Raw genomic sequence first — 26,847 nt, 5'->3', positions numbered from 1 at the left:
GTGCCTCACTTGGGAATGAACGGCGGAACCTTCGAGAGTGCGCCGTAAATGTCCCACAGAATCTGCGTCGCCGCCTTCTTCAACTGCGCGCGTTGGGTCTCGAGATCGTTCTGCCAGCTGCGCGCGGCGGGCCCGACCCAGGCGTCGCCGGCGGTGCGTACGGGAGGGTCGAGGGCCGCGTCGAGCGTGTCGGCGCCGGCGTAGGCCCGCTGGTAGGCCTCGTAGAGCTCGGCGTACTCCGGGTTGGGCCGCATCGCGGCGCCGGGCGGCGGAGGGTCGGACGGCGAGTGGAGCGTGCCCGGGGACGGCGGGTAGGTGCTCATGCCCGGGTGCTCGTCGGCCGGTGGGCGGCGAGCCGCTCGGCGTTGGCGCGTACGGTGCCGGGGTCCGCGTCGTGGGCGGTGGTGGCGTGGCCGACCAGGAGGGCCAGCGTGTCGGAGTCCGGAGAGGCATCGAGCGCCCGGTGCACGGCGTCGGGGTAGCGGGAGTAGAGCAGGACGGCGGCCTGCGGGTCCTCGGCCGCCGGCTTGATCATCGCGTCGTCCGGGTGCCGGATCGCGGTCAGTCCGAGGTGGCCGAGGGCGATCTTGGCGCGCTGCCCGAGCCCGGCGTGGTCCAGAACGCGCACCGCGTCGTCGCGTACGCCGTCGCGGAACGCCTCGTCGAGCATGGCGCGCAGCCACTTCTCGTTCATGGGCAGGTGGTGGCTGGCGACGCCGAGAGAGGTCTCCACGGCCCGCAGATGGTCCTTGTCGCCGAGCGCCGCCTTGATCAGGTGCGCGGTGCCGGCCGGCCCGAGCCGGTCGTACAGGCCGTGGGCGTAGTCGGGGTCGTCGGCGTTTTCGGTGAGGCGCTGCCAGATGTCGCTCTTGCCCTTGCCGATGGCGGCCGCGTCGGCGGCGCCGGCCTTCGTCGCGGCGTGGACATCGGCGAAGTTGCCCACGCTGTGGCCCGCGCCCGCCCGGGTCGTACGGTGCTGCCGGCCGAGCCCGCCCGCGCTGACGCGGGGCATGTCGTGGCCGCCCTTGCTGAGGTGGGTGATCGCGTAGTTGCGGCGCCGGGTCAGCATGCCCGACTGCCCGCCGACCCAGGTGTGCACGGCGGCGGCCTGCCGCAGCCCGGTCCGCGGCACGCTGGGCGGCAGCGCGCCGTTCGTGCGCAGCCACGCGGAGATGGCCCCGGACGCGCCGCCCATCTGGTGGATGAGCCGCGCCATCGCGTCGATGTCCACGCCGACGAAATCCTTGTCGCGCGCGCCTGCGGCACGCAGACTTTCCTGCCCAGCCATGGACGCTCCGAAGAGTGCGCTAGAGCCTCAGGTGATTGTTGTACCACCCTGCGTCGCGCCTGTCTGCCCACGCGTGCGCTGACGGTATTACGGCCCTGCCGCACGTCAGAAGGGATGCCGTCGCTAATTGCGTCATGGCGCCCCGGGAGAGGTCTCCCGCCGTTGCCGGTAGGCGCGCATGCGGGCGTTGGCTCCGCAGCCCGAGACGTCGCACCAGCGGCCTGAGCGGTTGCGCGTGTGGTCATAGAACGCGTAGCTGCAGTCGTCGGCGGCGCAGGCCTTCATGCGGGGCCAGGTGCCGGCCGCCATCGCGGCGACCACGCCGCCGAGGACGGTTCCGAGCAGCCCCCGCGCCGGCCACCGCAGGCCGTCCTCGGCGATCTCCGGGCGCAGGCCGCAGGCGCCGATCTCCCCGTTGACCAGCGTCAGGGCCTCCGGGGCGGCGGGGCCGCCGTTGTTGGCGAGCATCAGCGACCGCAGCGCCTCGCGCAGCCGCATGGCCCGCTCGTACGTCCCCGCGCTCGCGTCGCCGGCGAGCCCGTGCTCGGCGCACCAGCGGCCGAGGCCCGCGGCGTCCGTGATCTCGTTCCGGGTGCGCAGGAACGCCTCCACCAGGCCCAGCGGGCCCGGGGCCGACGGTCGGTAAGGCATGGACGACAGGTTACATCCGTACGGCGTTGACACGTAACGCGTGACGATCGTACGGTTTTAGCCCGTAACAAGGAGGAGAGACATGCCCGAGCCGTTCCGCATCGAAGTGCCCGACACCGTCCTCGACGACCTCGCGCGCCGCCTGGAGCACGCCCGCGCGCCCTCGCCGCCGATCCTGGGCGGAGGCGAGAGCGCCGCGACGATCGCGCGGGTCGAGGAGCTCGTGGCGTACTGGCGTTCCGGATACGACTGGCGGGCGCAGGAGCGGCGGCTGAACGCGTTCCCGCAGCATCGCGCCACCGTCGACGGCGTCGGCATCCACTTCGTCCACGTCCCGGGTGTCGGCCCGGACCCGCTGCCGCTGCTGCTCGCGAACGGCTGGCCGAGCTCGTTCGTGGAGTACCTCGGGGTGCTCGGCCCGCTGACCGACCCGGCCGCGTACGGCGGCGATCCCCGCGACGCCTTCAGCGTGGTGGTGCCGGCGCTGCCCGGGTACGGGTTCTCCGACCAGATCCCGGAGCGGCACGTGGACCGGGCCATGATCGCGGGCCTGTACGACCGGCTGATGGTCTCCGAACTCGGCTTCCCCTCGTACGTCGCGCACGGCGACGACATCGGAGGCGGCGTCGTCAACCGCCTCGGCATGCGCCACGCCGGCACCGTACGGGCCATCCAGACCGCGAACTGGCTCAAACCGCACGACGTCACCGACGAGACCTACCTCGCCGCCGCGCGCCACTGGGACCACGAACACGGCGCGTACGCCCACACACAGGCGACGCGCCCGCAGACCCTCGCGTACGGGCTGAACGACTCACCGGTCGGGCTCGCGGCCTGGATCCTGGAGAAGTTCCTGACCTGGAGCGACCCGGCCACGCGCGACGGCCTGTCCGCCGATGACCTGCTCACGAACGTGATGATCTACTGGGCGACCCAGACGATCGGCAGCTCGATGCGGCTCTACACGGTCGACTCCGCGCCGCTCGCCGCCGGCGACGTGGTCACCGTGCCGGCGTCGATCGTCATCTCGCGGGAGCCGGAGATCCCGGTGCCGCCCACGTCGTGGCTGCGCCGCGCGTACCCGCGGCTGACCCGGATCACGACCCTGGAGGAGGGCGGCCACTTCCTGGCCCTGGAGTCGCCGAGCCGGTTCGTCACCGGGGTGCGCGAGGCGTTCGCCCCCTACCGGGGCTGAACCGGGCTCACTCGACGTCGGCGGGCGTGCCGCCGGTGATCCGCACGAGCTCCTCGTACGAGGAGGGGAAGATGGTGTGCGGGTGCCCGGCGGCGGCCCACACGACCTCGTGGCCGGCGAGCCACTTGTCCACGAGCGTAAGGACCGGCGCGGGGTGGCCGACGGGGGCGACGCCGCCGATCGGCTGGCCGGTGGCCTTACGGACGAACTCGGGGTCGGCGCGCTTGACCTTGGCGGCCCCGATCTGCGCGGCGACCTTGGCGGTGTCGACCCGGTGGGCTCCGCTGGTGAGGACGAGCAGGGGTTCGCCGTCGGCGGCGAAGATCAGGCTGTTCGCGATCGCGCCGACCTCGCAGCCGAGGAGCGCGGCCGCCGCGACCGCGGTGGGTGCGGCCTCGGACAACTCACGCACCTCGCCGCCGGCGCCCAGCTCACGCAGGCGTGCGGCGACCTTCGCGGTGTTGGGATGCATGGCCGCACTTTAGGGCCTGAGCGCCGTTCCGCGCACCGTTTTCCGTCGTCCGTGGGTGTTGTTCGACCAGTCTGAACTGCGGAGACGTGCCGTCATTCGAACATGTTGACGAATGGGGGTGGGGCCGGTTTACTGGGTGCATGCTCGAACTTGTGTTCGAGTTCGGTGCGGGTCTCGCGGGTCCGCGCCGATGGGGTTCGTCTCGCGGGGCAGCGCAATGCCATGCGAGATGCGGCGGCCGGGCGGGACGAGGGGAAGCGTTTCGCCCGCGCCGTCCCCGGGTTCGTCCTGGGACCCCGCCGAGCGGAAGGAGGCACGCCATGTCCGCAAGGTCCACGGCCGTCCCTCTGCGCCCCGTACCACGGCGCAGGCCGGCACCGCCGGCGATCCAACTGTTGCAGACGGCCCGGCACGGCCTGGCCGAGGCGGCGGAGTCCGCCGTCCCGGCGACGCGCTATGTCGCCGCCCACCTGGCCGCACTGCGCGCCGCGGCGGCGGTTCTCGCGGCCCGCGGCGACCCGGCGGCGAGCCGCAGGGGACGTCCGCGCAGCGTCTGGGTGCTGCTCCCCGAGGTCGAGCCGGCGCTGCGCGAGTGGGCCGCCTTCTTCGCGGCGGGCGCGGGCAAACGAGCGGCGGCCGAGGCCGGCCTCCCTCGCGCTGTGTCCACTCATGAGGCCAACGACCTGCTCCACGACGCGGAGATCTTCGTCGCCCTCGTGGAGACGACGCTGGGCATCGACAGCCAGCCGATGCTCCCGGTGGCGGGCTGAGCGATGTGACGGCTCCTGCCGGCTCTCGACGGGCTTCGGAGGGTCGGGGGTCCCGGGGGGATGACCGTGGCCTGGCGCGGCTGGGTGATCCGGCGCGTCCGGCTGCGGCGTAACCAGAGCGTCTGATCTGGCCGGGCTCGTCCGGTACGACTACCCGGTCTCGGCGAGGTCACGCGAGCCGGCCTGCTCGTGGGTCTCGACGACCTTGTTCAGCCGAAAGTCAGGTCCTCGGTCTCGGCGACGGCCCGTCGGTGACGGCCGGGTGACCGTGACGCCGGTTCATGCGGTGTGACCGGTCCCGTCCGGTGGGCCGATCAGGACGCGTCATCCGGTGTGATCGGGCCCGCCCGGTTCGGCCGTGATCTGGCATGGCCGCCGATCCGGCCCGACCGGGCGCAGTGCGACCGGATCACGCACTGTCGCAGGGGCGGCTGGATGATCCGGCGTGATCGGGCGCAGCATGAACGCACCGCCGGTGCGTCTCTGGTGCGGTCCGGTCGAGGCGGCGCGGTGAGGCGATCCGTCGTGGCCGGACCGTGCGTTATCGCCGGGGCGGCTCTGGCGCGGTCCGTCGAAGCGGCGCGGTCGGGCGATCCGGCGCGGTCTGGGCGCGGCGTGGCCGGGCCATGCGCTACCGCCGGGGCGGCTCTGGTGCGGCTCGTCGATGCGGCACGGCGCCCGTCGGCCGGCCGCCGCGAACGGGGCCGCCCGATGAGGCTGGCCGGCGCGGCCGGCGGACCGACAGGTCTTTTGGTCAAGAACTTGCCGTCTCGGCCGGGCGCGGTGGCCGAGACGGCGGAAGAGGCTTGGGATGCACGGTGGCATTGCGGGATGTCCGGTGCGTTCCAGGCAGGCCGGCCTTCTCACCGGAGCGGCCGGTCTGGGCCGTGCGGGTCTCGTCGTGATCCCCCGAAGCGGCGGGACCCGCCGGCCGCCCGGCCGAAGAGCGCAGGGCGCGCAGAAGCCACGTCCGGCCCGCCGAGGCGGTGCGGTGGCCCCACAGGGTTCACCGCACCACTCCGGTCGGGTCAGATCAGAAGGCCTCCACGGCGCGGCGTGCCTCAGGATCGAGGACGCCCCAGCCGATGAGCTCTTCGGTCAGTTCGGTCGGTGACTTGTCATAGATCACCGCCAGCGAACGCAGATCCTCCTGCCGGATGGACAGGACCTTTCCGTTGTAGTCGCCCCGCTGGCTCTGAATCGTCGCGGCGTAACGGGCGAGTGGACCGGCCTTGTCCTTCGGAAGCTGTTGGAGTCGTTCGAGATCGATGACGAGCTTCGGCGTCGGGCCGAGCGGACTCGGCGCGGCTCCGCCGGGTAGCAGCTCGGACACCGGCACGCCGTAGAACTCGGCGAGCTCGGACAGCTTCTGAACGGTGACGGCGCGGTCGCCCCGCTCGTACGAACCCACGACGACGGCCTTCCAGCGGCCACGTGATTTCTCTTCCACACCGTGCAGGGACAGGCCCTGCTGGGTGCGGATGGCGCGAAGTCTCGCGCCGAGAGCCTTTGCATATTCAGACGGCATCGTTGCGGCCCCCAGGCTCACTTTCTCGTCGTCGACGGCGGCCCGGGAGGGGACCAAGGGGCGTGAACCCCTGTCTCCCCGGAAGGCGTGCGTCATGGGGGCGCACTTTCAGCCGGCGTGGGGGCCGACTGACCCGAGGGGTCCATCTCCTGGGATGGTTACGGACAGTGACGGTAAAACGGGTAGGGCTCCAGGTCAAGCCGATTGGAAAAAAGCGGTCGAATCCGTCATCGCTGGCAGTGTCCTCCAGGAGAGTGCCGAACGCCGGAAAACCCCGTCCGCATAAGGCTTCGCGCGTCCGGAGCGGCCCCGCGGGCGGCACCCGTCACCTGGGAAAACAATCACGGAGGCGGGTGCCATCCCGTCGGACCCGGGCTGCTACCTTGAAAAGGCCGATCCTTTAAGGCCCGTCCAGTGAGGCGGGAAAGGAGGTTTCCCCGGTGAGTGCTGCCTCTGTGCCCCCGCACAGGTCATCTCCCGATGGTGACGTGAGTCACAAATCAGTTCTCGAGGCGCCTGACATACGCCGTGCGCTGAGTCGAATCGCCCACGAAATACTCGAACGCACCAAAGGCGGCAGAGACGTCGTCCTCCTCGGAATCCCGACACGAGGGGTCACTCTCGCCGCTCGGCTCGCGCGCCGCATCGAGGAGGTCGAGGGCCACCCGGTGCCCCACGGCTCTCTCGACGTGACGATGTACCGCGACGATCTGAGGCTGCGGCCCGCGCGCGCCCTCGGCCGTACCGAACTCCCGCCCGAAGGCGTCGACGACCGCGTCGTCGTGCTGATCGACGACGTCCTGTTCTCCGGCCGCACCGTACGCGCCGCGCTCGACGCCCTGAACGACCTCGGCCGCCCGCGCGCCGTCCAGCTCGCGATCCTGGTCGACCGCGGCCACCGCGAGCTGCCCATCCGTGCCGACTACGTCGGCAAGAACCTTCCGACGAGCGCCAAGGAGACCGTACGGGTCCTGGTCGAGGAGGTGGACGGCCGCGACGCCGTCCTTCTGGAGGCAGGCAAGTGAAACACCACCTGATCTCCGCGGCCGACCTGACCAAGGACGACGCCCTGCTGGTCCTCGACACCGCCGAGGAGCTCGCGAGCATCGCCGACCGGCCGATCAAGAAACTCCCCACGCTGCGCGGGCGCACCGTCGTCAACCTGTTCTTCGAGGACTCGACCAGGACCCGCATCTCGTTCGAGGCCGCGGCGAAACGCCTGTCCGCGGACGTGATCAACTTCTCCGCCAAGGGGTCGAGCGTCTCCAAGGGCGAGAGCCTGAAGGACACCGCGCTGACGCTGGAGGCGATGGGCGCCGACGGCGTCGTGATCCGCCACGGCGCCTCCGGCGCGCCGTACCGCCTCGCCGACTGGGTGCGCGGCAGCGTCGTCAACGCCGGCGACGGCACCCACGAGCACCCCACCCAGGCGCTGCTCGACGCCTACACGATGCGACGCAGGCTCGGCGACCTCGACGGCCGGCGGATCACGATCGTCGGCGACATCCTGCACAGCCGGGTCGCGCGCTCGAACGTCCTGCTGCTGGAGACCCTCGGCGCGGAGGTCACCCTGGTGGCGCCGCCGACGCTGTTCCCGGTCGCGATCGGCACGTGGCCCTGCGAGGTCTCCTACGACCTCGACGCCGTCCTGCCCAAGAGCGACGTCGTCATGATGCTGCGGGTCCAGCAGGAGCGGATGAACGCCGCGTACTTCCCGACCGTGCGGGAGTACAGCCGCAGGTACGGCCTGGACGCCCGGCGCATGGACACGCTGCCGCCGCACGCCCTCGTCATGCACCCCGGCCCGATGAACCGCGGCGTCGAGATCGCCGCCGAGGTGGCCGACTCGCCGCGTTCGACCATCGTCGAGCAGGTCGCCAACGGCGTCACCGTGCGCATGGCCGTGCTCTACCTCCTGCTCGGCGGCTCACAGCCCGCGATCGGAACCACGCGAATGGACGGCGAATGACCTACCTGATCAAGGGCGCCCGCATCCTCGGCGGCGAGCCGCGGGACCTGCGGATCGACGACGGCGTCATCGCCGAGATCGGCGATGACCTCGACGGCGCCGGCGCCGAGATCATCGAGGCCGACGGCCTGATCGCGCTGCCCGGCCTGGTCGACCTGCACACCCACCTGCGCGAGCCCGGCCGCGAGGACGCCGAGACGGTCGAGACCGGCACGCGCGCCGCCGCGGCCGGCGGCTTCACCGCCGTGCACGCCATGGCCAACACCGAGCCGGTCGCCGACACGGCGGGCGTGGTCGAGCAGGTCTGGCGCCTCGGCCGTGAGGCCGGCCACTGCGACGTCCACCCGGTCGGCGCGGTCACGCGCGGCATCGAGGGGCGCCAGCTCGCCGAGCTCGGCGCCATGGCCGACTCCGCCGCGCACGTGCGCGTGTTCTCCGACGACGGCCACTGCGTGGACGACGCGGTGCTGATGCGCCGCGCGCTGGAGTACGTCAAGGCCTTCGACGGCGTCGTCGCCCAGCACGCGCAGGAGCCGCGGCTGACCGAGCACGCGCAGATGAACGAGGGCGAGGTCTCCGGACGGCTCGGCCTGGCCGGCTGGCCGGCCGTGGCCGAGGAGGCGATCATCGCCCGCGACTGCCTGCTCGCCGCCCACGTCGGCTCCCGCCTGCACGTCTGCCACGTCTCCACGGCCGGCTCCGTCGAGATCATCCGGTGGGCCAAGAGCAAGGGCTGGCAGGTCACCGCCGAGGTGACCCCGCACCACCTGTTCCTGACCGACGCGCTCGCCGAGTCCTACGACCCGATCTACAAGGTCAACCCGCCGCTGCGGACGAAGGCCGACGTCGAGGCGCTGCGCGAGGCCCTGGCCGACGGCACGATCGACTGCGTCGCGACCGACCACGCGCCCCACCCGGTCGAGGCCAAGGAGACCGAGTGGGCGCCCGCCGCGATGGGCATGATCGGGCTGGAGACGGCCCTGTCCGTCGCGCAGGCGGCCATGGTCGACACCGGGCTGCTCGACTGGGCCGGGCTGGCCGACCGCATGTCCGTACGGCCCGCGCGCATCGGACGTCTCCACGGCCAGGGGCACCTTCCGGCGGAGGGCGCGCCGGCCAACCTGACCCTGTACGACCCCGGCGCGCGCAGGGTCATCGACCCGGCCGCCTCGGTGTCCAAGAGCCGCAACACGCCGTTCGCGGGCATCGAGCTGCCGGGCCGCGTTCTGGCGACGTTCCTGCGCGGGCGGCCGACCGTTCTGGAGGGAAAGCCGGCATGATCCAGCCGCCGAGACAAGCGCTCCTCGTCCTGGAGGACGGCCGCGCCTTCCGCGGCGCCGCGTACGGCGCCGAGGGCGAGGCGTTCGGCGAGATGGTCTTCAACACCGGCATGACCGGCTACCAGGAGACCCTCACCGACCCGTCGTACCACCGGCAGATCGTCGCGATGACCGCCCCGCACATCGGCAACACCGGCGTCAACGACGAGGACGCCGAGTCCGGGCGCGTCCAGGTCGCCGGGTACGTCATGCGCGAGCCCTCACGCGTCGCGTCGAGCTGGCGTTCGCAGCGGTCCCTGGAGGACGAGCTGCGCGCGTACGGCGTCGTCGGCATCGCCGTGCAGGGCACGCGGGCGCTGACCCGCCACCTGCGCGACCGCGGCGCGATGCGGGCCGGCATCAGCACCGGGGAGACCGAGCCCGCCGCGCTGCTGGAGCGCGTCCTGGCCAGCCCCGACATGGTCGGCGCCGACCTGGCGCGCGTCGTCTCCACCGCCGAGCCCTACGTCGTACGGCCGGAAGGGCGGGTCCGCCACCGGGTCGCCGCCGTGGACCTCGGCATCAAGACGATGACGCCGCTCCGCATGGCCGAGCGCGGCTGCGAGGTGCACGTGCTGCCCGCGACGGTCACCGCGGAGGAGATCCTCGCGCTGGAGCCGGACGGCGTCTTCTACAGCAACGGCCCCGGCGACCCGGCCGCGTGCGACTACGCGGTCGCGTCGATGAAGGGCGTGCTGGAGGAGGGCCGGCCCGTCTTCGGCATCTGCCTGGGCAACCAGATGCTCGGCCGCGCGCTCGGCCTGGGCACCTACAAGCTGAGGTTCGGCCACCGCGGGGTCAACCAGCCGGTCCAGGACCGCGGCACCGGCCGGGTGCACATCACCAGCCACAACCACGGCTTCGCCGTGGAGGCGCCCCTCGACGGGCCGTTCGACACCCCGTACGGCCGCGCCGAGGTCAGCCACGTCGACCTCAACGACGGCGTGGTCGAGGGCCTGCGGCTGCTCGACCGCCCCGCGTTCAGCGTCCAGTACCACCCCGAGGCCGCGCCCGGCCCGCACGACGCCACCGGCCTCTTCGACACCTTCTGCGAGCTGATGAGCGAATGAGCGACGTTTCCAGCCACGAGGCCGACCACGCCTCCGAGGCCGCTTCCCACGGGCACGTTCCCGTCGACCCGAACGACGCGGTCCTGCGCGCCAAGGCGCCGAGCCCGCGTGCCCTCCTCGTCGCCACCGCGGCGGCCGTGCTGACCGTGGCGGTCCTCGTCGCCGCCGCGATCGCGTCCGCGCAGGGGGCCTGATGCCGCGCCGTACCGACCTGAGGTCCGTTCTCGTCATCGGCTCCGGCCCGATCGTGATCGGCCAGGCCGCCGAGTTCGACTACTCCGGCACCCAGGCGTGCCGCGTCCTGAAGGCCGAGGGGCTGCGGGTCTCGCTCGTCAACAGCAACCCGGCGACGATCATGACCGACCCGGAGATCGCCGACGCCACGTACGTCGAGCCGATCACCCCGGCGACGGTCGAGCAGGTCATCGCCAAGGAGCGCCCCGACGCCCTGCTGCCCACGCTCGGCGGCCAGACCGCGCTCAACACCGCGATCGCGCTGCACGAGTCCGGCGCGCTGGAGAAGTACGGCGTCGAGCTGATCGGCGCGAACGTGGACGCGATCCAGGCGGGGGAGAACCGCGAGCGGTTCAAGGGGATCGTCGCCGACATCGGCGCCGAGTCCGCCCGCAGCGTGATCTGCCACACGATGGAGGACTGCCTCGGCGCCGCGAAGACGCTGGGCTACCCCATGGTGGTCCGGCCCTCGTTCACGATGGGCGGCGCCGGGTCCGGCATGGCCTACGACGAGGACGACCTGCGCCGGATCGCCGGCGCCGGCCTGGCCGCCAGCCCGACCAGCGAGGTGCTCCTGGAGGAGTCGATCCTCGGCTGGAAGGAGTACGAGCTGGAGCTGATGCGCGACCGGAACGACAACGTCGTGGTCGTCTGCTCCATCGAGAACCTCGACCCGATGGGCGTGCACACCGGCGACTCGATCACTGTCGCGCCCGCGATGACGCTCACCGACCGCGAGTACCAGCACATGCGCGACGTCGCGATCGACGTCATCCGCGCCGTCGGCGTCGACACCGGCGGGTGCAACATCCAGTTCGCGATCGACCCGCGTACGGGCCGCATGACCGTCATCGAGATGAACCCGCGGGTCTCGCGGTCCAGCGCGCTCGCCTCCAAGGCCACCGGCTTCCCGATCGCCAAGATCGCCGCCCGGCTCGCGGTCGGCTACACGCTGGACGAGATCCGCAACGACATCACGCGCGAGACCCCGGCCAGCTTCGAGCCGAGCCTGGACTACGTCGTGGTGAAGGCCCCGCGGTTCGCGTTCGAGAAGTTCCCCGGCGCTGACGGGACGCTCACGACGCACATGAAGTCGGTCGGCGAGGCCATGGCCATCGGCCGCTCGTTCCCCGAGGCCCTCCAGAAGGCGCTGAGGTCGCTGGAGCGGCCCGGAGCCGCCTTCTCCTGGGCCCCGGGTCCCGAACTCCTCACGGAGGCCGACCGCGACGCGCTCAAGGCCGAGCTGCTCCAGCGCGCCTCGCGCCCCCACGACGGGCGGCTGCGCGCGCTCCAGCAGGCGATGCGGGCCGGCGCGACGATCGAGGAGGCGCACGAGGCGACGGCGATCGACCCGTGGTTCCTCGCCGAGATCGCCGCGCTCGGCGACATCGCCGCGACGCTCACGGGCGACCAGCTCGACCCCGAGGCGCTGCGCGCGGCCAAGCGGCACGGCTTCTCCGACGAGCAGATCGCCGAGATCCGCGGGGTGTCGGCCGAGCTGATCCGCGGGCTGCGGCACGCGCTCGGCATCCGGCCGGTCTACCTGACCGTGGACACGTGCGCCGCCGAGTTCGCCGCCGAGACGCCGTACCTGTACTCCACCTACGACGAGGAGACCGAGGTCCCGCCGGGCCGCAAGCCCAAGGTGATCATCCTCGGCAGCGGGCCCAACCGCATCGGCCAGGGCATCGAGTTCGACTACAGCTGCGTGCACGCGTCGTTCACGCTCGCCGAGGCGGGCTACGAGACCGTCATGGTCAACTGCAACCCCGAGACGGTCTCGACCGACTACGACACCTCCGACCGGCTCTACTTCGAGCCGCTCACCCTGGAGGACGTCCTGGAGGTCGTGCACGCCGAGCAGGAGACGGGCGAGGTCGCCGGTGTGATCGTCCAGCTCGGCGGCCAGACGCCCCTCGGGCTGGCGCAGCGGCTCAAGGACGCCGGGGTGCCCGTCGTCGGCACCTCGCCCGAGAGCATCCACCTCGCCGAGGAGCGCGGCGCGTTCGGCCGCGTCCTCGAACGCGCCGGGCTGCCCGCGCCCAAGCACGGCACCGCCACCGCGTACGAGGAGGCCGTGGCGATCGCGGAGGAGATCGGCTACCCGGTGCTCGTACGGCCCTCGTACGTCCTCGGCGGCCGCGGCATGGAGATCGTCTACGACGCCGAGACGCTGCGGGACTACATCGACCGCGCCACGGGCGGCGGCGGCCAGTGGAGCCCCGAGCACCCGGTACTCGTCGACCGGTTCCTCGACGACGCGATCGAGATCGACGTCGACGCGCTCTACGACGGCACCGAGCTCTACCTCGGCGGCGTCATGGAGCACATCGAGGAGGCCGGCATCCACTCGGGCGACTCCGCCTGCGCGCTGCCGCCGATCACCCTGGGGCACGAGGACATCTCCCGGATCCGCGCCTCCACCGAGGCGCTGGCCAGGGAGATCGGCGTCCGCGGCCTGATCAACGTGCAGTACGCCCTCGCCGCCGGGGTGCTCTACGTCCTGGAGGCCAACCCGCGCGCCTCGCGTACGGTGCCGTTCGTCTCCAAGGCGACGGCGGTGCCGCTCGCCAAGGCCGCCGCGCGCGTCATGCTCGGCACCCCGATCGCCCGGCTGCGCGGCGACGGGCTGCTGCCCGCGACCGGCGACGGAGGCGACCTGCCCCTCGACGCGCCGATCGCGGTCAAGGAGGCCGTGCTGCCCTTCGACCGGTTCCGCACTCCTGAGGGGCGCGGCGTCGATACGATCCTCGGCCCGGAGATGCGTTCGACGGGAGAGGTCATGGGCATCGACGCCGACTTCGGCACGGCGTACGCGAAGTCGCAGGCGGCGGCGTACGGCTCGCTGCCCACCAAGGGCCGCGCGTTCGTATCCGTCGCCAACCGCGACAAACGCGCCATGATCTTCCCGGTCAAACGCTTGGCTGACCTAGGTTTTGAGATTCTCGCAACCGAGGGCACCGCCGAAGTCCTGCGACGTAACGGCGTCCATGCCAAGATCGTTCGCAAGCACAGCGCCGGACCAGGTCCGGACGGCGAGCCGACGATCGTACGGCGCGTCCTCGACGGCGAGGTGGACCTCATCGTCAACACCCCGTTCGGCAGTCCGGGCCAGTCCGGGCCGCGGCTCGACGGATACGAGATCCGTACCGCGGCGGTGCTGCGCGGCGTTCCGTGCCTCACCACGGTGCAGGCGCTCGGCGCGGCGGTCCAGGGCATCGAGGCGATCACCGCCGGCAACGTCGGCGTGCGGTCGCTCCAGGAGCACGCGGAGCATCTCAGGGGGAGTAGTTGACGGACTCGCCGGTCCAGGTACCCGGCACCGTGCTCACGATGCGGCGGATCGGGGCGTACCAGACGATGACGCTGGTGGCCCCGGGCGTCGCCGAGCGCTTCCGGCCGGGCCAGTTCGTGGCGCTCGCGGTCGGTGGTGAGCAGTCCGGCATGCTGTTGCGCCGGTGCTTCTCCGTCCGCGAGGTCAAGCCCGAATACGGCGGCACCATCGAGATCGTCTTCGCGGTGCGCGGCAAGGGCACCGAGTGGCTGGCCGCGCTGCGCCCGCGCGACATCGTTGACGTCGCCGGGCCTCTCGGCCGGCCGTTCCCGCTCCCGCGCGACCCGGTGAACTGCGTGCTCGTCGGCGTCGCGCACGGCAGCTCCCCGCTGTTCCCGCTCGCCTCCGTGCTCCGCCAGCGCGACTGCCGGCTGCACTTCCTGCTCGGCGGAGCCACCTCCGACGACGTGCTCGGCGCCCGCGGTGCGCGGCGGGCCGGCGACTCGGTCGCGGTGGCGACCGAAGACGGCTCGCTCGGCTCTCCCGGCTCGGTCGCCGAACTCCTGGCGGGAGTGATCGAGGACGCCCAGGCCGACGTCGTGTACGCCTGCACGCCGCTCGACACGCTCCGCGCGATCACACGGACGTGCGCCGGCTACGGCATCCCGGCGCAGGTCCTGGTCGAGGAGCCGATGGCGTGCGGCACCGGCGTGTGCATGGCCTGCGTGCTCCCGGTGGTCGGCGACGACGGCGCCACGCACATGGTGCGCACCTGCGTCGAGGGCCCGGTCTTCCGCGGCGAGCGCGTCCGCTGGGACGACGTCGGCACCATCCCGTTCGACGCGCTGGGCGCTCCGCGCGCGCTGCGCCTCGGAGAGCGCCCATGAGCGTCGACCTGACCGCCCGGATCGGCCACGTGACGCTGCCGAACCCGATCATGACGGCCTCCGGCTGCGGCGGCAGCGGGCGCGAGCTCGGGCGCTTCTTCGACGTGACCAAGCTCGGCGCCATCGTCACCCCGTCGATCACTCCGGAGGCGCGCTCGGGCCGCCCCACGCCCCGGCTGGCCGAGACGCCGAGCGGCGTGATCAACTCCACCGGCCTGCAGGGACCGGGCATCGACGCGTTCCTCGAACACGACCTGCCCTGGCTCGAGGAGCAGGGGGCCCGCACGATCGTCTCGATCGCGGGCAACAGCCTCGAGGAGTACGCCGAGGTGGCCGCCCGGCTCGCCGGAGCCCCGGCCGTGACCGCCGTCGAGATCAACACCGCCTGCCCGAACGTCGAGGACCGCGGCCTGACGTTCGCCGCGCACCCGACCGCCGCCGGAGAGGTCGTCCGCGCCGTGCGCGCGAACACGCGCCGCGGCGTCCCCGTGCTCGCCAAGCTGTCGGCGGACGTCACCGACGTCGTCGGCGTCGCGATGGCCTGCGCCGACGCGGGCGCCGACGGCCTGTCGATGATCAACACGCTGCACGCCATGGCGGTCGACACGACGACGCTGCGCCCGCGGCTGGCCGGCGTCACCGGCGGGCTGTCGGGCCCGGCGATCCGTCCCGTGGCGGTCCGCTGCGTCTACCAGGTGCACTCGGCGCTGCCGGAGGTCCCGATCGTCGGGATCGGCGGCGTACGGACCGGCCTGGACGCCCTGGAGCTGATCCTCGCGGGCGCGTCGGCGGTGGCCGTCGGCACCGCGAACATCCACGACCCGTCCGCGTGCGTACGGATCCTGCGCGAGCTCGACGCCGCGCTGCGCGAGCGCGGCATCCCGCGCCTCGCCGACGCGGTGGGGCTGGCGCACAAGCCCGCCGGAACGCTGATGCGCCGTATCGACCCGAACGTCGGCGTGGGTGAGCCCACGGAACAGGAGACTCTCCAGTGAACCCCGCCCCCATCGCCGTCGCCCTCGACGCGCCGGACCTCGAGACGGCCGCCCGCTGGGCCACCCTGGTGACTCCTCACGTCAGCACGGTCAAGGTGGGCCTGGAGCTCTACCTGAGATACGGGCCGGACGTGGTCGCGAGCGTCCGCGGCGCCAGCGGGGTCCAGGTCTTCCTGGACCTGAAGCTGCACGACATCCCGGCGACGGTGGCCGGCGCGGCCCGCGCGGTCGCCCGCCTCAAGCCCGCGTACCTCACCGTCCACGCCACCGGCGGCTCCGCGATGATCCGCGCCGCCGCCGAGGCCGCCCCGAACACCAAGATCGCCGCCGTGACGGTGCTGACGTCGCTGGCGGACGGCGACCTGACGAGCGTCGGGCTGGCGGGCCCCGCCCCCGACGCGGTGCGCCGCCTGTCGTCGCTCGCGGTCGAGGCGGGCGCGCAGGCGCTGGTGTGCTCCCCGATGGAGGCGGCGGCGGTGCGCGCGGAGGTCGGGCCGGACGTGACGCTGATCACACCCGGCGTGCGGCCGACCGGCGCGGCGACCCAGGACCAGGCGAGGGTGGCGACTCCGGAGGAGGCCCTGTCGTCGGGCGCGGACCTTCTGGTGATCGGCCGCCCCATCACCGCCGCCCCGGACCCGGGCGCGGCGGCGGCGGGCATCGCCGCGTCCCTGCGCCGTACGCGCGGCATCGCGTAGGGCTCTCCCTCGAACAGCACTCATGCCGGCCATCGCCACCATGACGGTCAGCCCGGACACCAGCACCGAGCGGCTCGACGTCGCCGCCGCGATGCGCAGCGCGGTCTCCTTGTCGTGCTCCTTGTCGTGGCCCGCCGCGCGCTCCTCACGCTCCCCGGGGCGACGCACGTCTCAGAGCGGCTCTGAGGCCGCGTGGGGCATGGGGTGGTCTGTCGTGGTGGTGTGGGCGGGTTTCACGGCGCAGGCGAGGCCTCAGCGCCGTTGAGGGCCCTCGCCGGGCGAACGCGGGGAGGCGGCGACGCCGGCCTCGGTCGTTCGGCGCGCGGCCCGTACGGTTTCCCGGCCTTTCGTCGCGGAGCTTCGCGGTCCGCCGGTCGGGGCGCATCGGTCCCGGCTCGGCCTTCTCGATATCGGTTACCTCTCCGGCGCCGGAAATGCCGCCGCCCTCGTGCACCGGGGCTCGATCACCCGGTGTTTGTCCCACTGCTTCAACAGCCTTCTGACCTGGTCTTTCGCCCTCTCGGGGGCCTGTCCCGCCGGCCCGTCCCTGGGACCTGTCCCGCGGAATCACCGCTCCTGCCCAAGTCCGCGACGGCCCGTCCGGGCCCCGTGCCGAGGGCATCCCGCGCCGTCTCCGCCCGCTCGCGGGCCGGGGGATGGACGCGGAAGGGGGCACTCGTAATGGCCTCGAAGCCGTTCCCGGGGGGATGGGTGACGAAGATCACCAAACCGTTCTGTGGCAGCAGTACGACCATCCGCCGGAGCGCTCGTCGCATAGCCGCGGCCGCTCACTCGAGCGTGCTCAACTGAGCACTTTGAGAAGCGGTCCATCGTGATTGGCGCGCTCCAACCCGACAAACGGCATGCAATAACCACGACCCCGGACGGCGCGCCGATGTTCGAAATACCGGAAGGCATACTCCGGCTCCCGCGCGGCGGGCGGCCGGCGCCGCGCCCGGTGATCGTCACACTCGTCCCGGCGACACCACAGGTCAGCCGCGTGCGCTCACCCGACGTGATCTGCACCACGCTGACGTGGCGGGAGACCGTCCGGCCCGTGGACACCGGAGCGTAAGCGCTTCCGGAGGGCGGCAAGCGGCGAAACGTGTCCCACAGACCGCCGTCTGCCGCCGTTTCGTCTTGACTGGGCCATTTGCCCCTCGCAAGAAACGCCAGGCCGTCGTACGGTTCGGGGTGAAGCAACCCCCCTGATTGGGTACTCTGCGTGTTCAGGACAGCTCATAGAGTGACATCTGCAATTTAATGACGGGCTAAACGGGCTTTCACGTTGCTTTATGGGCCCTGAACTCGCTAGGTTCCCGAGCCGTCCGACTCAATCGAGTGGAAACACGAGGTGACCCGGCGTGGCGCTTCCGCCCCTAACCCCTGAACAGCGCGCCGCAGCCCTGGAGAAGGCTGCCAAGGCCCGCAAAGAGCGTGCCGAGGTCAAAGACCGCCTCAAGCATGGGGGAACCTCCCTCGCTGAGGTTCTGAAAGACGGTCAGGCCGACGACGTAATCGGAAAGATGAAGGTGTCGGCACTACTGGAATCCCTGCCTGGCGTAGGAAAGGTTCGCGCTAAGCAGATCATGGAGCGGCTCGGTATCGCCGAGTCCCGCCGCGTGCGGGGCCTTGGCGCCAACCAGCGTGCCGCTCTGGAGCGTGAGTTCGGCGGCGGTGCAAATCGCTGATCGGCTTGCGCCGGACGGGCGCGGCGGCCACCCCCACACGGCCGCCGCGGCCGGTTCCGCTCCACCCGCGGCTTCCGGCTCCATCCCGTCCAGGCGCCTGACGGTCCTCTCCGGGCCGTCCGGCGTCGGCAAGAGCACGGTCGTCGCCGAGATCCGGCATGCGCATCCTGAGGTGTGGCTGTCGGTCTCGGTGACAACCCGTGCGCCGCGACCCGGCGAAGTCCACGGCGTGCACTACTTCTTCGCCGACGAGGCCGAGTTCGACCGGCTCGTCGACGAGGGCGAACTGCTCGAGTGGGCCGAGTTCGCGGGCAATCGTTACGGCACGCCGCGGCGACCGGTGCTCGAGCACCTCGCCGCCGGCGTGCCGGCTCTGCTGGAGATCGACCTGCAGGGCGCACGCCAGGTCCGCGCCTCGATGCGTGAGGCGCGGCTGGTCTTCCTGGCGCCCCCCTCCTGGGAGGAGCTCGTACGCCGGCTCGTCGGCCGTGGCACCGAGCCGCCCGACGTGATCGAGCGGCGGCTGGCCGCGGCGCGAGCCGAGCTCGCGGCCGAGAAGGAATTCGACGTCACGCTGGTGAACACTTCGGTCAAGGACGTCTGCCGTGAGCTGATATCCTTGCTGGCTGTTGACCCATCTGATTCCGACTGAGAGGCGCGGGAGTGGCTTCGAACACCCCCGGCGGTGCCGACGGCATCACCAATCCGCCTATCGACGACCTGCTCAAGATCGTTGACAGCAAGTACAGCCTCGTGATCATGGGGGCCAAGCGCGCCCGCCAGATCAACGCCTACTACGCGCAGCTCGGCGAGGGCCTGCTGGAATACGTCGGTCCCCTCGTGGAGACCCAGGTCCAGGAAAAGCCGCTGTCGATCGCGCTGCGTGAGGTCCGCGAGGGCCTGCTCAACTCCGAGGCCATCGAAGGCCCGTAAGTGTTTCCCGGAGACCCTCACGGGCCCCGGCCGCATCAGGCCGTGTCCGCGCCATGACAGACGCACGTCCGGCCGGTGAGGGTCCACGGGTTCTCCTCGGCGTCGGCGGCGGCATCGCCGCGTACAAGGTCTGCGAGCTGCTGCGGCGGCTGAAGGAGTCCGGTCACCGGGTCCGCGTGATCCCGACCCGCGACGCGCTGCGGTTCGTCGGCGAGCCCACCTGGGCCGCGCTGTCCGGCGAACCCGTCACCACCGAGGTCTGGTCCGGCGTCCAGGACGTCCCGCACGTACGCCTCGGGCAGGGCGCCGACCTCGTCCTCGTCGCCCCGGCCACCGCCGACCTGCTGGCCAAGGCCGCCCACGGCATCGCCGACGACCTGCTGACCAACACGCTGCTCACCGCGCGCTGCCCGGTCGTGTTCGCGCCCGCGATGCACACCGAGATGTGGGAGCACCCCGCGACGCGCGCCAACGTCGCGACGCTGCGCTCCCGCGGCTGCGTCGTCATCGAACCCGCCGTCGGCCGCCTCACCGGCGCCGACTCGGGCAAGGGACGACTGCCCGACCCCGACGCGTTGTTCGAGGCCGCCCTCCGCGTGCTCGACCGCGGCTCCCTGGCCCTCCCACAGGACCTGGCCGGCCGCCACGTCGTCGTCTCCGCCGGCGGCACGCGCGAGCCCATCGACCCGGTCCGCTTCATCGGCAACCGCTCGTCCGGCCTGCAGGGATACGCCCTGGCCCGTACGGCGGTGGCGCGCGGGGCCCGGGTCACCCTCGTCGCGGCCAACACCGCGCTGCCCGACCCGGCCGGCGCCGACGTCGTACGCAGCGGTTCGACGCGGGAAATGCGCGACGCGGTGCTGAAGGTGGCGGGCGAGGCCGACGCCGTGGTCATGGCGGCGGCGGTCGCCGACTTCCGTCCGGCCGAATACGAAAGCGCAAAAATCAAGAAGACCGCAGGTGCCGGGCTGGCCCCGATCCACCTCGTGGAGAATCCCGACATCTTGGCCGAAGTCGTCCACGCCGCGCGAGCGCCGGGGGCTCATCCGCAGGTGATAGTCGGGTTCGCCGCCGAGACCCATGACGTGCTCGAACACGGCCGCCAGAAGCTCGCCCGCAAGGGTTGCGACCTGCTCGTCGTCAACGAGGTGGGGGAGAGCCTGACGTTCGGCGCGCCCGACAACGCCGCGGTGATCCTGTCTCCCGAAGGGGAGGCCGTCGACGTGCCGCGAGGCACGAAGGAAGCACTCGCCGACGTAGTGTGGGACCTGGTCACCGCCAGGTTGAGGTGAAATTCGGCCGACGCGCTTCAACGTGACTTAACCCGTTCTCGGTAGACTTCCCCCCCACCTACGCAAGTCCGTTTCTGCTACGTCAGTCAGCAGCCGCTGCAAGGAGTACACGCACGTGTCCCGTCGCCTGTTCACTTCAGAATCCGTGACCGAGGGTCACCCGGATAAAATCGCGGACCAGATCAGCGATGCGATTCTCGACGCGATGCTGAAGGACGACGCCAAGAGCCGCGTCGCCGTCGAGACCATGATCACTACCGGCCAGGTGCACGTGGCCGGTGAGGTCACCACCGAGACGTACGTGGACATCCCAGGTGTCATCCGGGAGAAGATCCTGGAAATCGGCTACGACTCCTCCAGCAAGGGCTTTGACGGACGTTCGTGCGGGGTCTCGGTGTCGATCGGCGCGCAGTCGCCCGACATCGCCCAGGGCGTGGACGACGCGTACGAGTCCCGTGGTGGCGAGGGCGTGGACGACCTCGACCGGCAGGGCGCCGGCGACCAGGGCCTGATGTTCGGCTACGCCTGCCGGGAGACCCCGGAGCTGATGCCGCTGCCGATCACCCTCGCGCACCGGCTCGCCGGCCGGCTGTCCGCGGTCCGCAACAACGGCGTCGTCCCCTACCTCCGGCCCGACGGCAAGACCCAGGTCACCATCGAGTACGACGGCGACAAGCCGGTCCGTCTCGACACCGTCGTCGTGTCCTCCCAGCACGCCCCGGACATCAGCCTCGACGACCTGCTCACGCCGGACGTCAAGGAGCACGTGGTCGACCCGATCGTGGCCGACCTCGACCTCGACACGAGCGGCTACCGGCTGCTCGTCAACCCGACCGGCCGCTTCGAGATCGGCGGCCCGATGGGCGACGCCGGCCTGACCGGCCGCAAGATCATCATCGACACCTACGGCGGCATGGCCCGTCACGGCGGCGGCGCCTTCTCCGGCAAGGACCCCTCCAAGGTCGACCGCTCCGCCGCGTACGCCATGCGCTGGGTCGCCAAGACCGTCGTCGCCGCCGGTCTCGCGGACCGCTGCGAGGCCCAGGTCGCGTACGCGATCGGCAAGGCGCACCCGGTCGGCCTGTTCATCGAGACGTTCGGCACCGAGAAGGTCCCGACCGCCAAGATCCAGGAAGCCGTGCTCGCGGTCTTCGACCTCCGCCCGGCCGCGATCATCCGCGACCTCGACCTGCTCCGCCCGATCTACTCCCAGACGGCGGCGTACGGCCACTTCGGCCGCGAGGAGCCGGACTTCTCGTGGGAGACCACCCACCGCGCCGACTCGCTGCGTTCGGCCGCCGGTCTCTAGTTCTTCGCACAGGGCGGTCCCGGTCGGGGCCGCCCTCCTGCTTCGCCGTGTAGTTCTCTGGGCACAGAGAGTAACGCGGGGTGATCTCGCCCTGCGTGGAGGTGCCCCATGGATGAGCCGACGGTGTTCCCGTACGACGACCCGGAGTTCGTCGCGGATCCGTTCCCCTTCTACCAGGCGCTGCGCGAGGAGGGCCCCGTACGGCGGGTCGCCACGGTCCGCGGCGTGGAGGCGTGGCTGATCACCCGGTACGAGGACGGGCTCGCCGCCTTCTCCGACCCGAGGTTCAGCAGCGACCTGCGCGACGCAGCCGACACGCGGCTGCTCGACCAGCTGCCCACGGCCGAGCGCGACTCGTTCACCCGCAGCATGATCCGCGTCGGCCCGCCCGACCACACCCGGCTGCGCCGCCTCGTCTCCGCGGCGTTCACCGCCCGCCGCGTCGCCGCGCTGCGGCCCCGCGTCCAGGAGATCACCGACGCGCTCGTCGACGAGGTTCTTCCGGCCGGCCGTGCCGACCTGGTCGCCGACCTCGCGCTGCCGCTGCCCGTCACCGTGATCAGCGAACTGCTCGGCGTGCCCGTCGAGGACCGCCAGGAGTTCCAGAAGTGGACGGACCGGATGCTCACCCAGCATCCGGACCACGTCGACAAGGACGCCACGGACGAGGCCTGGAACCAGATGTGGACCTACCTGCAGGGTCTGCTCGCCGCCAAGCGCGCCGTTCCCGGCGCCGACCTGCTGGGCGCGCTCGTCATGACGCGCGACTCGTCCGCGGACAGCCTGTCGGAGGACGAGCTGGTCTCCATGGCCTTCCTGCTGCTGGTCGCCGGGTACATCACGACCGTCAACCTCATCGGCGGCGGCGTCGCGGTCCTGCTCGCCCATCCCGCGCAGCTCAAGCTGTTGCGCGACGACCCGGGCCTGCTGCCGGGCGCGGTGGAGGAGCTCCTGCGCTACGACGGCCCGGTCAGCCCCGGAGTCATACGCTTCCCGACCGAGGACGTGGAGATCGGCGGCGTGACCATCCCGTGCGGCGCGACCGTGCTGATCGGAACGGCCGTCGCGGATCGCGACCCGGGCCGGTTCGCCGACCCGGACCGGCTCGACGTCACCCGCACCGACAACGCCCACCTGGCCTTCGGCCACGGCCCGCACTACTGCCTGGGCGCGCCCCTCGCGCGGCTGGAGGGCGAGGTCGCCATCGGCACGGTCCTGCGGCGGCTGCCGAACCTCGCCCTCGCCGTGCCGTACGAGGACCTGGAGTGGCAGGTCGCCAGCCTGCGGGGGCCGAAGCGGCTGCCGGTCTCGTTCGCGTGAAGTGTCGGTGGGCGGTGTTTGGATGGTGGGCGGGAGAGGGGGTGGGGCATGGTCACGGTCGACGACATCCGGCGGCTCGCGTCCACACTGCCGCGGTCGGAGGAGCATCTGATCCGGGACCGGGTGAAGTTCCGCATCGGCCGGATCGTCTATGTCTCCATTTCGCGGGACGAGACGACGATGGGCTGCGGCTTCCCCAAGGAGGAGCGTGAGGCGGTGATCGCCGCGGAGCCGGGCAAGTTCCTCATGCCACGGGTCTCGGACCAGCGGTTCAACTGGATCGAGGTACGGCTGGCGGCGATCGAGGTCGAGGAGATGCACGAACTGGTCCTGGAGGCCTGGCGCGGCGCCGTACCGAAGAAGGTGGCGGCGGCGTACGCCCTGACCGCCACCCGCGAGGGCGTGTAGCCGCCTCGGGTGAGCTGCGGTGTGGGACTCGCGCCACGCCTGAGCCGGCTGCGCCGGGGGGCCGGACGGACTGATGCGGCGGGGCCACCGCGGCCGGCGCGCCTGATTCGCGCAGCGCCGCCGCCGAAGGTCGGGGCGGGCTGCGGCTCGCCGGTGGTCGGGGGAGCCGATGCGGAGGGCGGGTGGCTGGGGTGGGTTCCGGCTCGCGGGACGGTGACGGAAGGCCGCGCCGGGCCCGGGGCCGTCGGGGGCACCCCATCCGCAGGGCTCGCCCCCGCCCCGCCCGCGTTCGGCGGGGACGGTCTGGGGTTCGCCGGTCGTGAAGGCTCATCGGCCGGCGGCGGCTCCATCCGACACGCCGCCGGGGCGTGGCGGCGTGCTCTCCCGCACGAGGCCGTCGTACGCCGGGCGACCTGCGTTCGGTCGCGCGGGCGAGCAGGCCGTAGTGGCGCAGGGTTCCGGCGCGGTGGCGACGAAAGTACGCCCTGGTGATCAGGGTTGGTCTCTCGGCTCCGTCGTCGTCAAGCTGAACCCGGACTCGATCTGGGACACCCGTACGCGGACCACCGAGGTCTCGGGGTGGGCGCGGAAAGCCCGGCTCGCGACGGGGCGCGTCGGGTGCGGGCGGGCGCCGGGGGTTCGGGGGTCTGGTAGGACGGGAGCGTGAGCGAGGGCGTGGAGACGGGCGTGCTTCCCGGGATGGGCGACCTCCCGGTCTCACCCGTGCCCGCCGGAGCCGGTGAGGAGCGGCCGGCCGGCCGTAGGCGCGCCACCAAGAAGGGCAAGCGCGAACCCGCGGAGCTCCTCCCGATCGCGCGTGTGGCGGTGGACATGTCTCTACCGCACCTGGACCGCCCGTTCGACTACCTGGTCCCGACGACGCTGGACGCCGCGGCCGTGCCTGGCTGCCGGGTGCGCGTGAGGTTCGCCGGACAGCTCATGGACGGCTACCTGCTCGAACGCGTCGACCACACCGACCACGACGGCCGCCTCGCCTTCCTGGAACGCGTGACCTCGCCCGAGCCGGTGCTCACCCCGGAGATCGCCGCCCTGGCACGAGAGATCGCCGACCGCTACGCGGGCACCCTCGCCGACGTACTCCGCCTCGCCATCCCACCCCGCCACGCCCGCGTCGAAGCCGAGAACGACACACCGAAGACACCCGCCGGCGACACCGAAGACGAGCCAGAGGCACCTCCGCGCTCCGTCGTGGCGGCGGTCGGCACGCCGGGGCCGGGAGGCCGGGTCGCCGAGACGCCCCCGCTCCGTGGCCGCGAGGCAGGGGCAGCGGCGCCGGAGGGCGTGCCGGAACCCGGCGATGCGAGGAGCGAGCCGGTGGCACCTCCGCGACCGGTCGTGGGGAAGGCCGCGGGGCCGCCGCCCGCAGAGGAAGAGGCCGGGACACAGCACTCCTCCGGCGGCGGGGGAACGGGCCCAGGGGGATCGGACACCGCGCACGGGCCGGCCGGCCGGCCGGAGACGCCGCCCGCCGACGGTGGCGAGACCGGAACATACGCGCCGCCTGAGGCGACGCGGTCCGCTGCCGGGGAAATCGCGGGTGCGGGGCCGGTGCCCGGAAGCGGTGCGGCGAACGTCGGGATGCCGGGTGGCGGCGGCGAGGGAACGGAAGCCTCGGGGGCCGTATCCGAGGCGACGCGGTCCCGCGCGGTCGCCGGGGGGCCGGCGGCGTCTTCGCGTCCGGTCGCCGGGGCGGGGCCTGCGGGTGCGGTGGCGGACGCCGGAACGCCGGCTGGTCACGAGAGCGAAGAGGCGCCGGGCAACGGGGAAGACGCCTCGCGGTCCGGTCGTGCCGGAGGCGAAGTGGACGCATCACTCGCCGGGCCGCTCAGGCGACAGGCGGCCGGCGGTGTGCCGGAAGGCGCCTCCGCCCGTACGACGGAGCCGCCTTCCGGCTTCGCCGGAGTGACGGCCGCAGGCGGCCCGGGAACCCCGGGCACGACGGCGCGAGAAGCGATCGAGCCGGGCCCCTGGGCGGCGTATCCGGCCGGCCCCTCCTTCCTCGGGGCGCTCCAGGAGCGGCGGGCGCCGCGGGCCGTATGGAGTGCGCTCCCCGGGGCCGACTGGACGCCCGCCGTCGCGCGGGCCGCCGGCGCCGCGCTCGCCGGCGGACGCGGGGCGCTCATCGTCGTCGCCGACGGGCGGGACGTCGCCCGCGTCGACCAGGCGCTGACCGCCGAGCTCGGGCCCGGCGGCCACGTCGCGCTGACCGCCGAGCTCGGGCCAGCCGAACGCTACCGCCGCTGGCTCGCCGTACGCCGGGCGAAGGTGCGCGTCGTCGTCGGCACGCGTGCCGCGATCTTCGCGCCCGTCAAGGACCTCGGGCTCGTCGTGCTCTGGGACGACGGGGACGACGTCCACGCCGAACCGCACGCGCCCTACCCCCACGCCCGTGAGGTGCTCGCGCTCCGAGCACACCGCGCCGGGGCGGGCGCCCTCATCGGCGGGTTCACCCGCACCACCGACGCCACACAACTCGTCCAGGCCGGCTGGGCGCACCCGCTCACCCCCGACCGGGAGCGGCTGCGCGCGGCCATGGCCTACATCCGGCCCTCCGGCGACGACGCCGACCTCGCCCGCGACGAGGCGGCACGCAGCGCGCGCCTGCCGCACCTGGCGTTCCGTACCGCGCGGCAGGGGCTCGAGCACGGACCCGTGCTCGTCCAGGTGCCGCGCCGCGGGTACGTCCCGGCGCTGGCCTGTTCCCGCTGCCGCGGCCCCGCGCGCTGTACCGAGTGCGAAGGGCCGCTGTCGCTGCGGTCCTCACACGCGGCGCCGTACTGCCGCTGGTGCGGCCGGATCGCGGGCGCGTGGGCGTGCCCGGAGTGCGGCGGGCGGCAGGTGCGCGCCGTCGTCGTCGGTGCCCGGCGTACCGCCGAGGAGCTCGGCCGTGCCTTCCCCGGCGTCCCGATCCGTACGTCCGGGCGGGACGGTGTGCTCGCCGAGGTCGGCAACGAGCCCGCGCTGATCGTCGCGACGCCCGGGGCCGAGCCCGTGGCCGAAAAGGGGTACGCCGCCGCGCTGCTGCTCGATGGCTGGGTCCTGCTCGGCCGCGCCGACCTGCGCGCCGGCGAGGAGGCGCTGCGCCGCTGGATGAACGCCGCCGCTCTCGTACGCTCCCGTGGTCCCGTCGTCGTCCTCGCGGACGGCGCGCTCGTGCCCGTCCAGGCCCTGATCCGCTGGGACGCGGTCACGTACGCCGAGCGGGAGCTGGCCGAACGCCGCGAGCTCGGCTTCCCGCCCGCCGTGCGGATGGCCTCCCTGACCGGCACCCCGCAGTCCGTTCGCGAGCTGGTCGAGGCCGCCGACCTGCCGAAGGACGCCGAGGTCCTCGGGCCGGTCGAGGTGGGGGAGGGCCAGGAGCGCGCCCTCGTACGCGTCGAGCGGGCCCGCGGCGTCGCCCTGTCCCGGCTCCTCAAGACCGCGCAGGCCGCTCGGAGCACGCGAAAGACCGCCGACGTCGTACGCGTCCGGGTCGACCCGCTCGAGCTGATCTGAACCGTAGACTGTTCCCTGCCCAATACGA

General features: G+C 72.5%; 24 protein-coding genes and 1 pseudogene. 19 read left to right on the top strand and 6 right to left on the bottom strand.

The annotated features are described in order from the left end of the window. Positions 1-5 precede the first annotated feature (5 nt). The 3 genes from QWU11_RS37985 to QWU11_RS37975 all read right to left on the bottom strand — a co-directional run bounded on the left by QWU11_RS37985 (position 6) and on the right by QWU11_RS37975 (position 1,939). Positions 6-323 (bottom strand): hypothetical protein, encoded by a 318-nt coding sequence (locus tag QWU11_RS37985; RefSeq protein ID WP_290119370.1) that lies wholly within the window; start codon positions 321-323, stop codon positions 6-8. Then, a complete protein-coding gene (locus QWU11_RS37980) occupies positions 320-1,288 on the bottom strand; it encodes a hypothetical protein (RefSeq protein WP_290119369.1) in 969 nt (322 codons plus the stop codon). The genes QWU11_RS37985 and QWU11_RS37980 overlap by 4 nt, the downstream gene beginning before the upstream one ends. A gap of 132 nt (positions 1,289-1,420) precedes the next feature. Next, complete coding sequence (locus QWU11_RS37975) at positions 1,421-1,939, bottom strand: CGNR zinc finger domain-containing protein (protein WP_290119368.1); 519 nt, start codon at positions 1,937-1,939, stop codon at positions 1,421-1,423. Between the two features lie 82 nt (positions 1,940-2,021). On the opposite strand from QWU11_RS37975, the gene QWU11_RS37970 reads away from it, so the two are divergent. Next, the gene (locus tag QWU11_RS37970; RefSeq protein WP_290119367.1) at positions 2,022-3,134 is read left to right on the top strand and encodes an epoxide hydrolase family protein; all 1,113 of its coding nucleotides are present in this window, start codon (positions 2,022-2,024) and stop codon (positions 3,132-3,134) included. Between the two features lie 7 nt (positions 3,135-3,141). Here QWU11_RS37970 and QWU11_RS37965 read toward each other — a convergent pair whose 3' ends face one another. Further along, positions 3,142-3,606: a YbaK/EbsC family protein gene (locus QWU11_RS37965; protein WP_290119366.1), complete on the bottom strand. Its 465-nt coding sequence runs from the start codon at positions 3,604-3,606 to the stop codon at positions 3,142-3,144. Positions 3,607-3,926: 320 nt separating this feature from the next. Between QWU11_RS37965 and QWU11_RS37960 the strand changes: the two genes are divergently transcribed. Then, complete coding sequence (locus tag QWU11_RS37960; protein ID WP_290119365.1) at positions 3,927-4,376, top strand: SAV_6107 family HEPN domain-containing protein; 450 nt, start codon at positions 3,927-3,929, stop codon at positions 4,374-4,376. 1,033 nt (positions 4,377-5,409) lie between these two features. Here the strand turns inward: QWU11_RS37960 and QWU11_RS37955 are convergent. Beyond that, positions 5,410-5,904 carry a transcriptional regulator gene (locus QWU11_RS37955; protein WP_141961424.1) on the bottom strand — a complete coding sequence of 165 codons (495 nt, stop codon included), beginning with the start codon at positions 5,902-5,904 and terminating at the stop codon, positions 5,410-5,412. Positions 5,905-6,359: 455 nt separating this feature from the next. Between QWU11_RS37955 and pyrR the strand changes: the two genes are divergently transcribed. Genes pyrR through pyrF form a run of 9 tightly spaced genes read left to right on the top strand, consistent with a single transcriptional unit; the run spans position 6,360 to position 16,350 of the window. Further along, positions 6,360-6,929 (top strand): bifunctional pyr operon transcriptional regulator/uracil phosphoribosyltransferase PyrR, encoded by a 570-nt coding sequence (gene pyrR / locus QWU11_RS37950; RefSeq protein ID WP_290119399.1) that lies wholly within the window; start codon positions 6,360-6,362, stop codon positions 6,927-6,929. Beyond that, positions 6,926-7,873 (top strand): aspartate carbamoyltransferase catalytic subunit, encoded by a 948-nt coding sequence (locus QWU11_RS37945; protein WP_290119364.1) that lies wholly within the window; start codon positions 6,926-6,928, stop codon positions 7,871-7,873. The genes pyrR and QWU11_RS37945 overlap by 4 nt, the downstream gene beginning before the upstream one ends. After that, complete coding sequence (locus QWU11_RS37940; RefSeq protein WP_290119363.1) at positions 7,870-9,153, top strand: dihydroorotase; 1,284 nt, start codon at positions 7,870-7,872, stop codon at positions 9,151-9,153. Before QWU11_RS37945 ends, QWU11_RS37940 begins: the two co-directional genes overlap by 4 nt. Further along, the gene (gene carA, locus QWU11_RS37935; protein WP_290119362.1) at positions 9,150-10,262 is read left to right on the top strand and encodes a glutamine-hydrolyzing carbamoyl-phosphate synthase small subunit; all 1,113 of its coding nucleotides are present in this window, start codon (positions 9,150-9,152) and stop codon (positions 10,260-10,262) included. Before QWU11_RS37940 ends, carA begins: the two co-directional genes overlap by 4 nt. Next, positions 10,259-10,456 carry a hypothetical protein gene (locus QWU11_RS37930; protein ID WP_290119361.1) on the top strand — a complete coding sequence of 66 codons (198 nt, stop codon included), beginning with the start codon at positions 10,259-10,261 and terminating at the stop codon, positions 10,454-10,456. Before carA ends, QWU11_RS37930 begins: the two co-directional genes overlap by 4 nt. Beyond that, positions 10,456-13,791, top strand: coding sequence for a carbamoyl-phosphate synthase large subunit (gene carB, locus QWU11_RS37925; protein WP_290119360.1), 3,336 nt, complete (start codon positions 10,456-10,458; stop codon positions 13,789-13,791). The genes QWU11_RS37930 and carB overlap by 1 nt, the downstream gene beginning before the upstream one ends. Beyond that, positions 13,788-14,657 carry a dihydroorotate dehydrogenase electron transfer subunit gene (locus QWU11_RS37920; protein WP_290119359.1) on the top strand — a complete coding sequence of 290 codons (870 nt, stop codon included), beginning with the start codon at positions 13,788-13,790 and terminating at the stop codon, positions 14,655-14,657. Before carB ends, QWU11_RS37920 begins: the two co-directional genes overlap by 4 nt. Then, a complete protein-coding gene (locus QWU11_RS37915) occupies positions 14,654-15,652 on the top strand; it encodes a dihydroorotate dehydrogenase (protein ID WP_290119358.1) in 999 nt (332 codons plus the stop codon). Before QWU11_RS37920 ends, QWU11_RS37915 begins: the two co-directional genes overlap by 4 nt. Continuing rightward, complete coding sequence (gene pyrF, locus QWU11_RS37910; protein WP_290119357.1) at positions 15,649-16,350, top strand: orotidine-5'-phosphate decarboxylase; 702 nt, start codon at positions 15,649-15,651, stop codon at positions 16,348-16,350. The genes QWU11_RS37915 and pyrF overlap by 4 nt, the downstream gene beginning before the upstream one ends. 51 nt (positions 16,351-16,401) lie before the next feature. On the opposite strand, the pseudogene QWU11_RS37905 reads toward pyrF, so the two are convergent. Continuing rightward, positions 16,402-16,518 (bottom strand): annotated as a pseudogene (locus QWU11_RS37905) (hypothetical protein); the annotation flags it as partial. A 1,196-nt stretch (positions 16,519-17,714) separates the two neighbouring features. On the opposite strand from QWU11_RS37905, the gene mihF reads away from it, so the two are divergent. The 8 genes from mihF (at position 17,715) to QWU11_RS37865 (ending at position 26,819) form a co-directional block, all read left to right on the top strand. Beyond that, positions 17,715-18,041 carry an integration host factor, actinobacterial type gene (gene mihF, locus QWU11_RS37900; RefSeq protein WP_290119356.1) on the top strand — a complete coding sequence of 109 codons (327 nt, stop codon included), beginning with the start codon at positions 17,715-17,717 and terminating at the stop codon, positions 18,039-18,041. Between the two features lie 82 nt (positions 18,042-18,123). Further along, positions 18,124-18,693: a guanylate kinase gene (gmk, locus tag QWU11_RS37895; RefSeq protein WP_290119398.1), complete on the top strand. Its 570-nt coding sequence runs from the start codon at positions 18,124-18,126 to the stop codon at positions 18,691-18,693. 11 nt (positions 18,694-18,704) lie between these two features. Beyond that, entirely contained in the window at positions 18,705-18,974 is a 270-nt protein-coding gene (gene rpoZ / locus QWU11_RS37890; RefSeq protein WP_290119355.1) for a DNA-directed RNA polymerase subunit omega, read from the top strand. Between the two features lie 53 nt (positions 18,975-19,027). Further along, entirely contained in the window at positions 19,028-20,266 is a 1,239-nt protein-coding gene (gene coaBC, locus QWU11_RS37885) for a bifunctional phosphopantothenoylcysteine decarboxylase/phosphopantothenate--cysteine ligase CoaBC (RefSeq protein ID WP_290119354.1), read from the top strand. Positions 20,267-20,381: 115 nt separating this feature from the next. Continuing rightward, on the top strand, positions 20,382-21,575 hold the full coding sequence (gene metK / locus QWU11_RS37880; RefSeq protein ID WP_290119353.1) for a methionine adenosyltransferase: 1,194 nt from the start codon (positions 20,382-20,384) through the stop codon (positions 21,573-21,575). Positions 21,576-21,683: 108 nt separating this feature from the next. After that, the gene (locus QWU11_RS37875; RefSeq protein WP_290119352.1) at positions 21,684-22,895 is read left to right on the top strand and encodes a cytochrome P450; all 1,212 of its coding nucleotides are present in this window, start codon (positions 21,684-21,686) and stop codon (positions 22,893-22,895) included. 48 nt (positions 22,896-22,943) lie between these two features. Continuing rightward, positions 22,944-23,303, top strand: coding sequence for an MmcQ/YjbR family DNA-binding protein (locus QWU11_RS37870; RefSeq protein WP_290119351.1), 360 nt, complete (start codon positions 22,944-22,946; stop codon positions 23,301-23,303). Between the two features lie 663 nt (positions 23,304-23,966). After that, positions 23,967-26,819, top strand: coding sequence for a primosomal protein N' (locus QWU11_RS37865; protein WP_290119350.1), 2,853 nt, complete (start codon positions 23,967-23,969; stop codon positions 26,817-26,819). Positions 26,820-26,847 lie beyond the last annotated feature (28 nt).

It is taken from the genome of Actinomadura sp. DC4 (assembly GCF_030406325.1).
Taxonomy (GTDB): domain Bacteria; phylum Actinomycetota; class Actinomycetes; order Streptosporangiales; family Streptosporangiaceae; genus Actinoallomurus.
The sequence above is the reverse complement of the archived record's forward strand: the minus strand, read 5'-3'. Positions and strand labels throughout refer to the sequence as shown.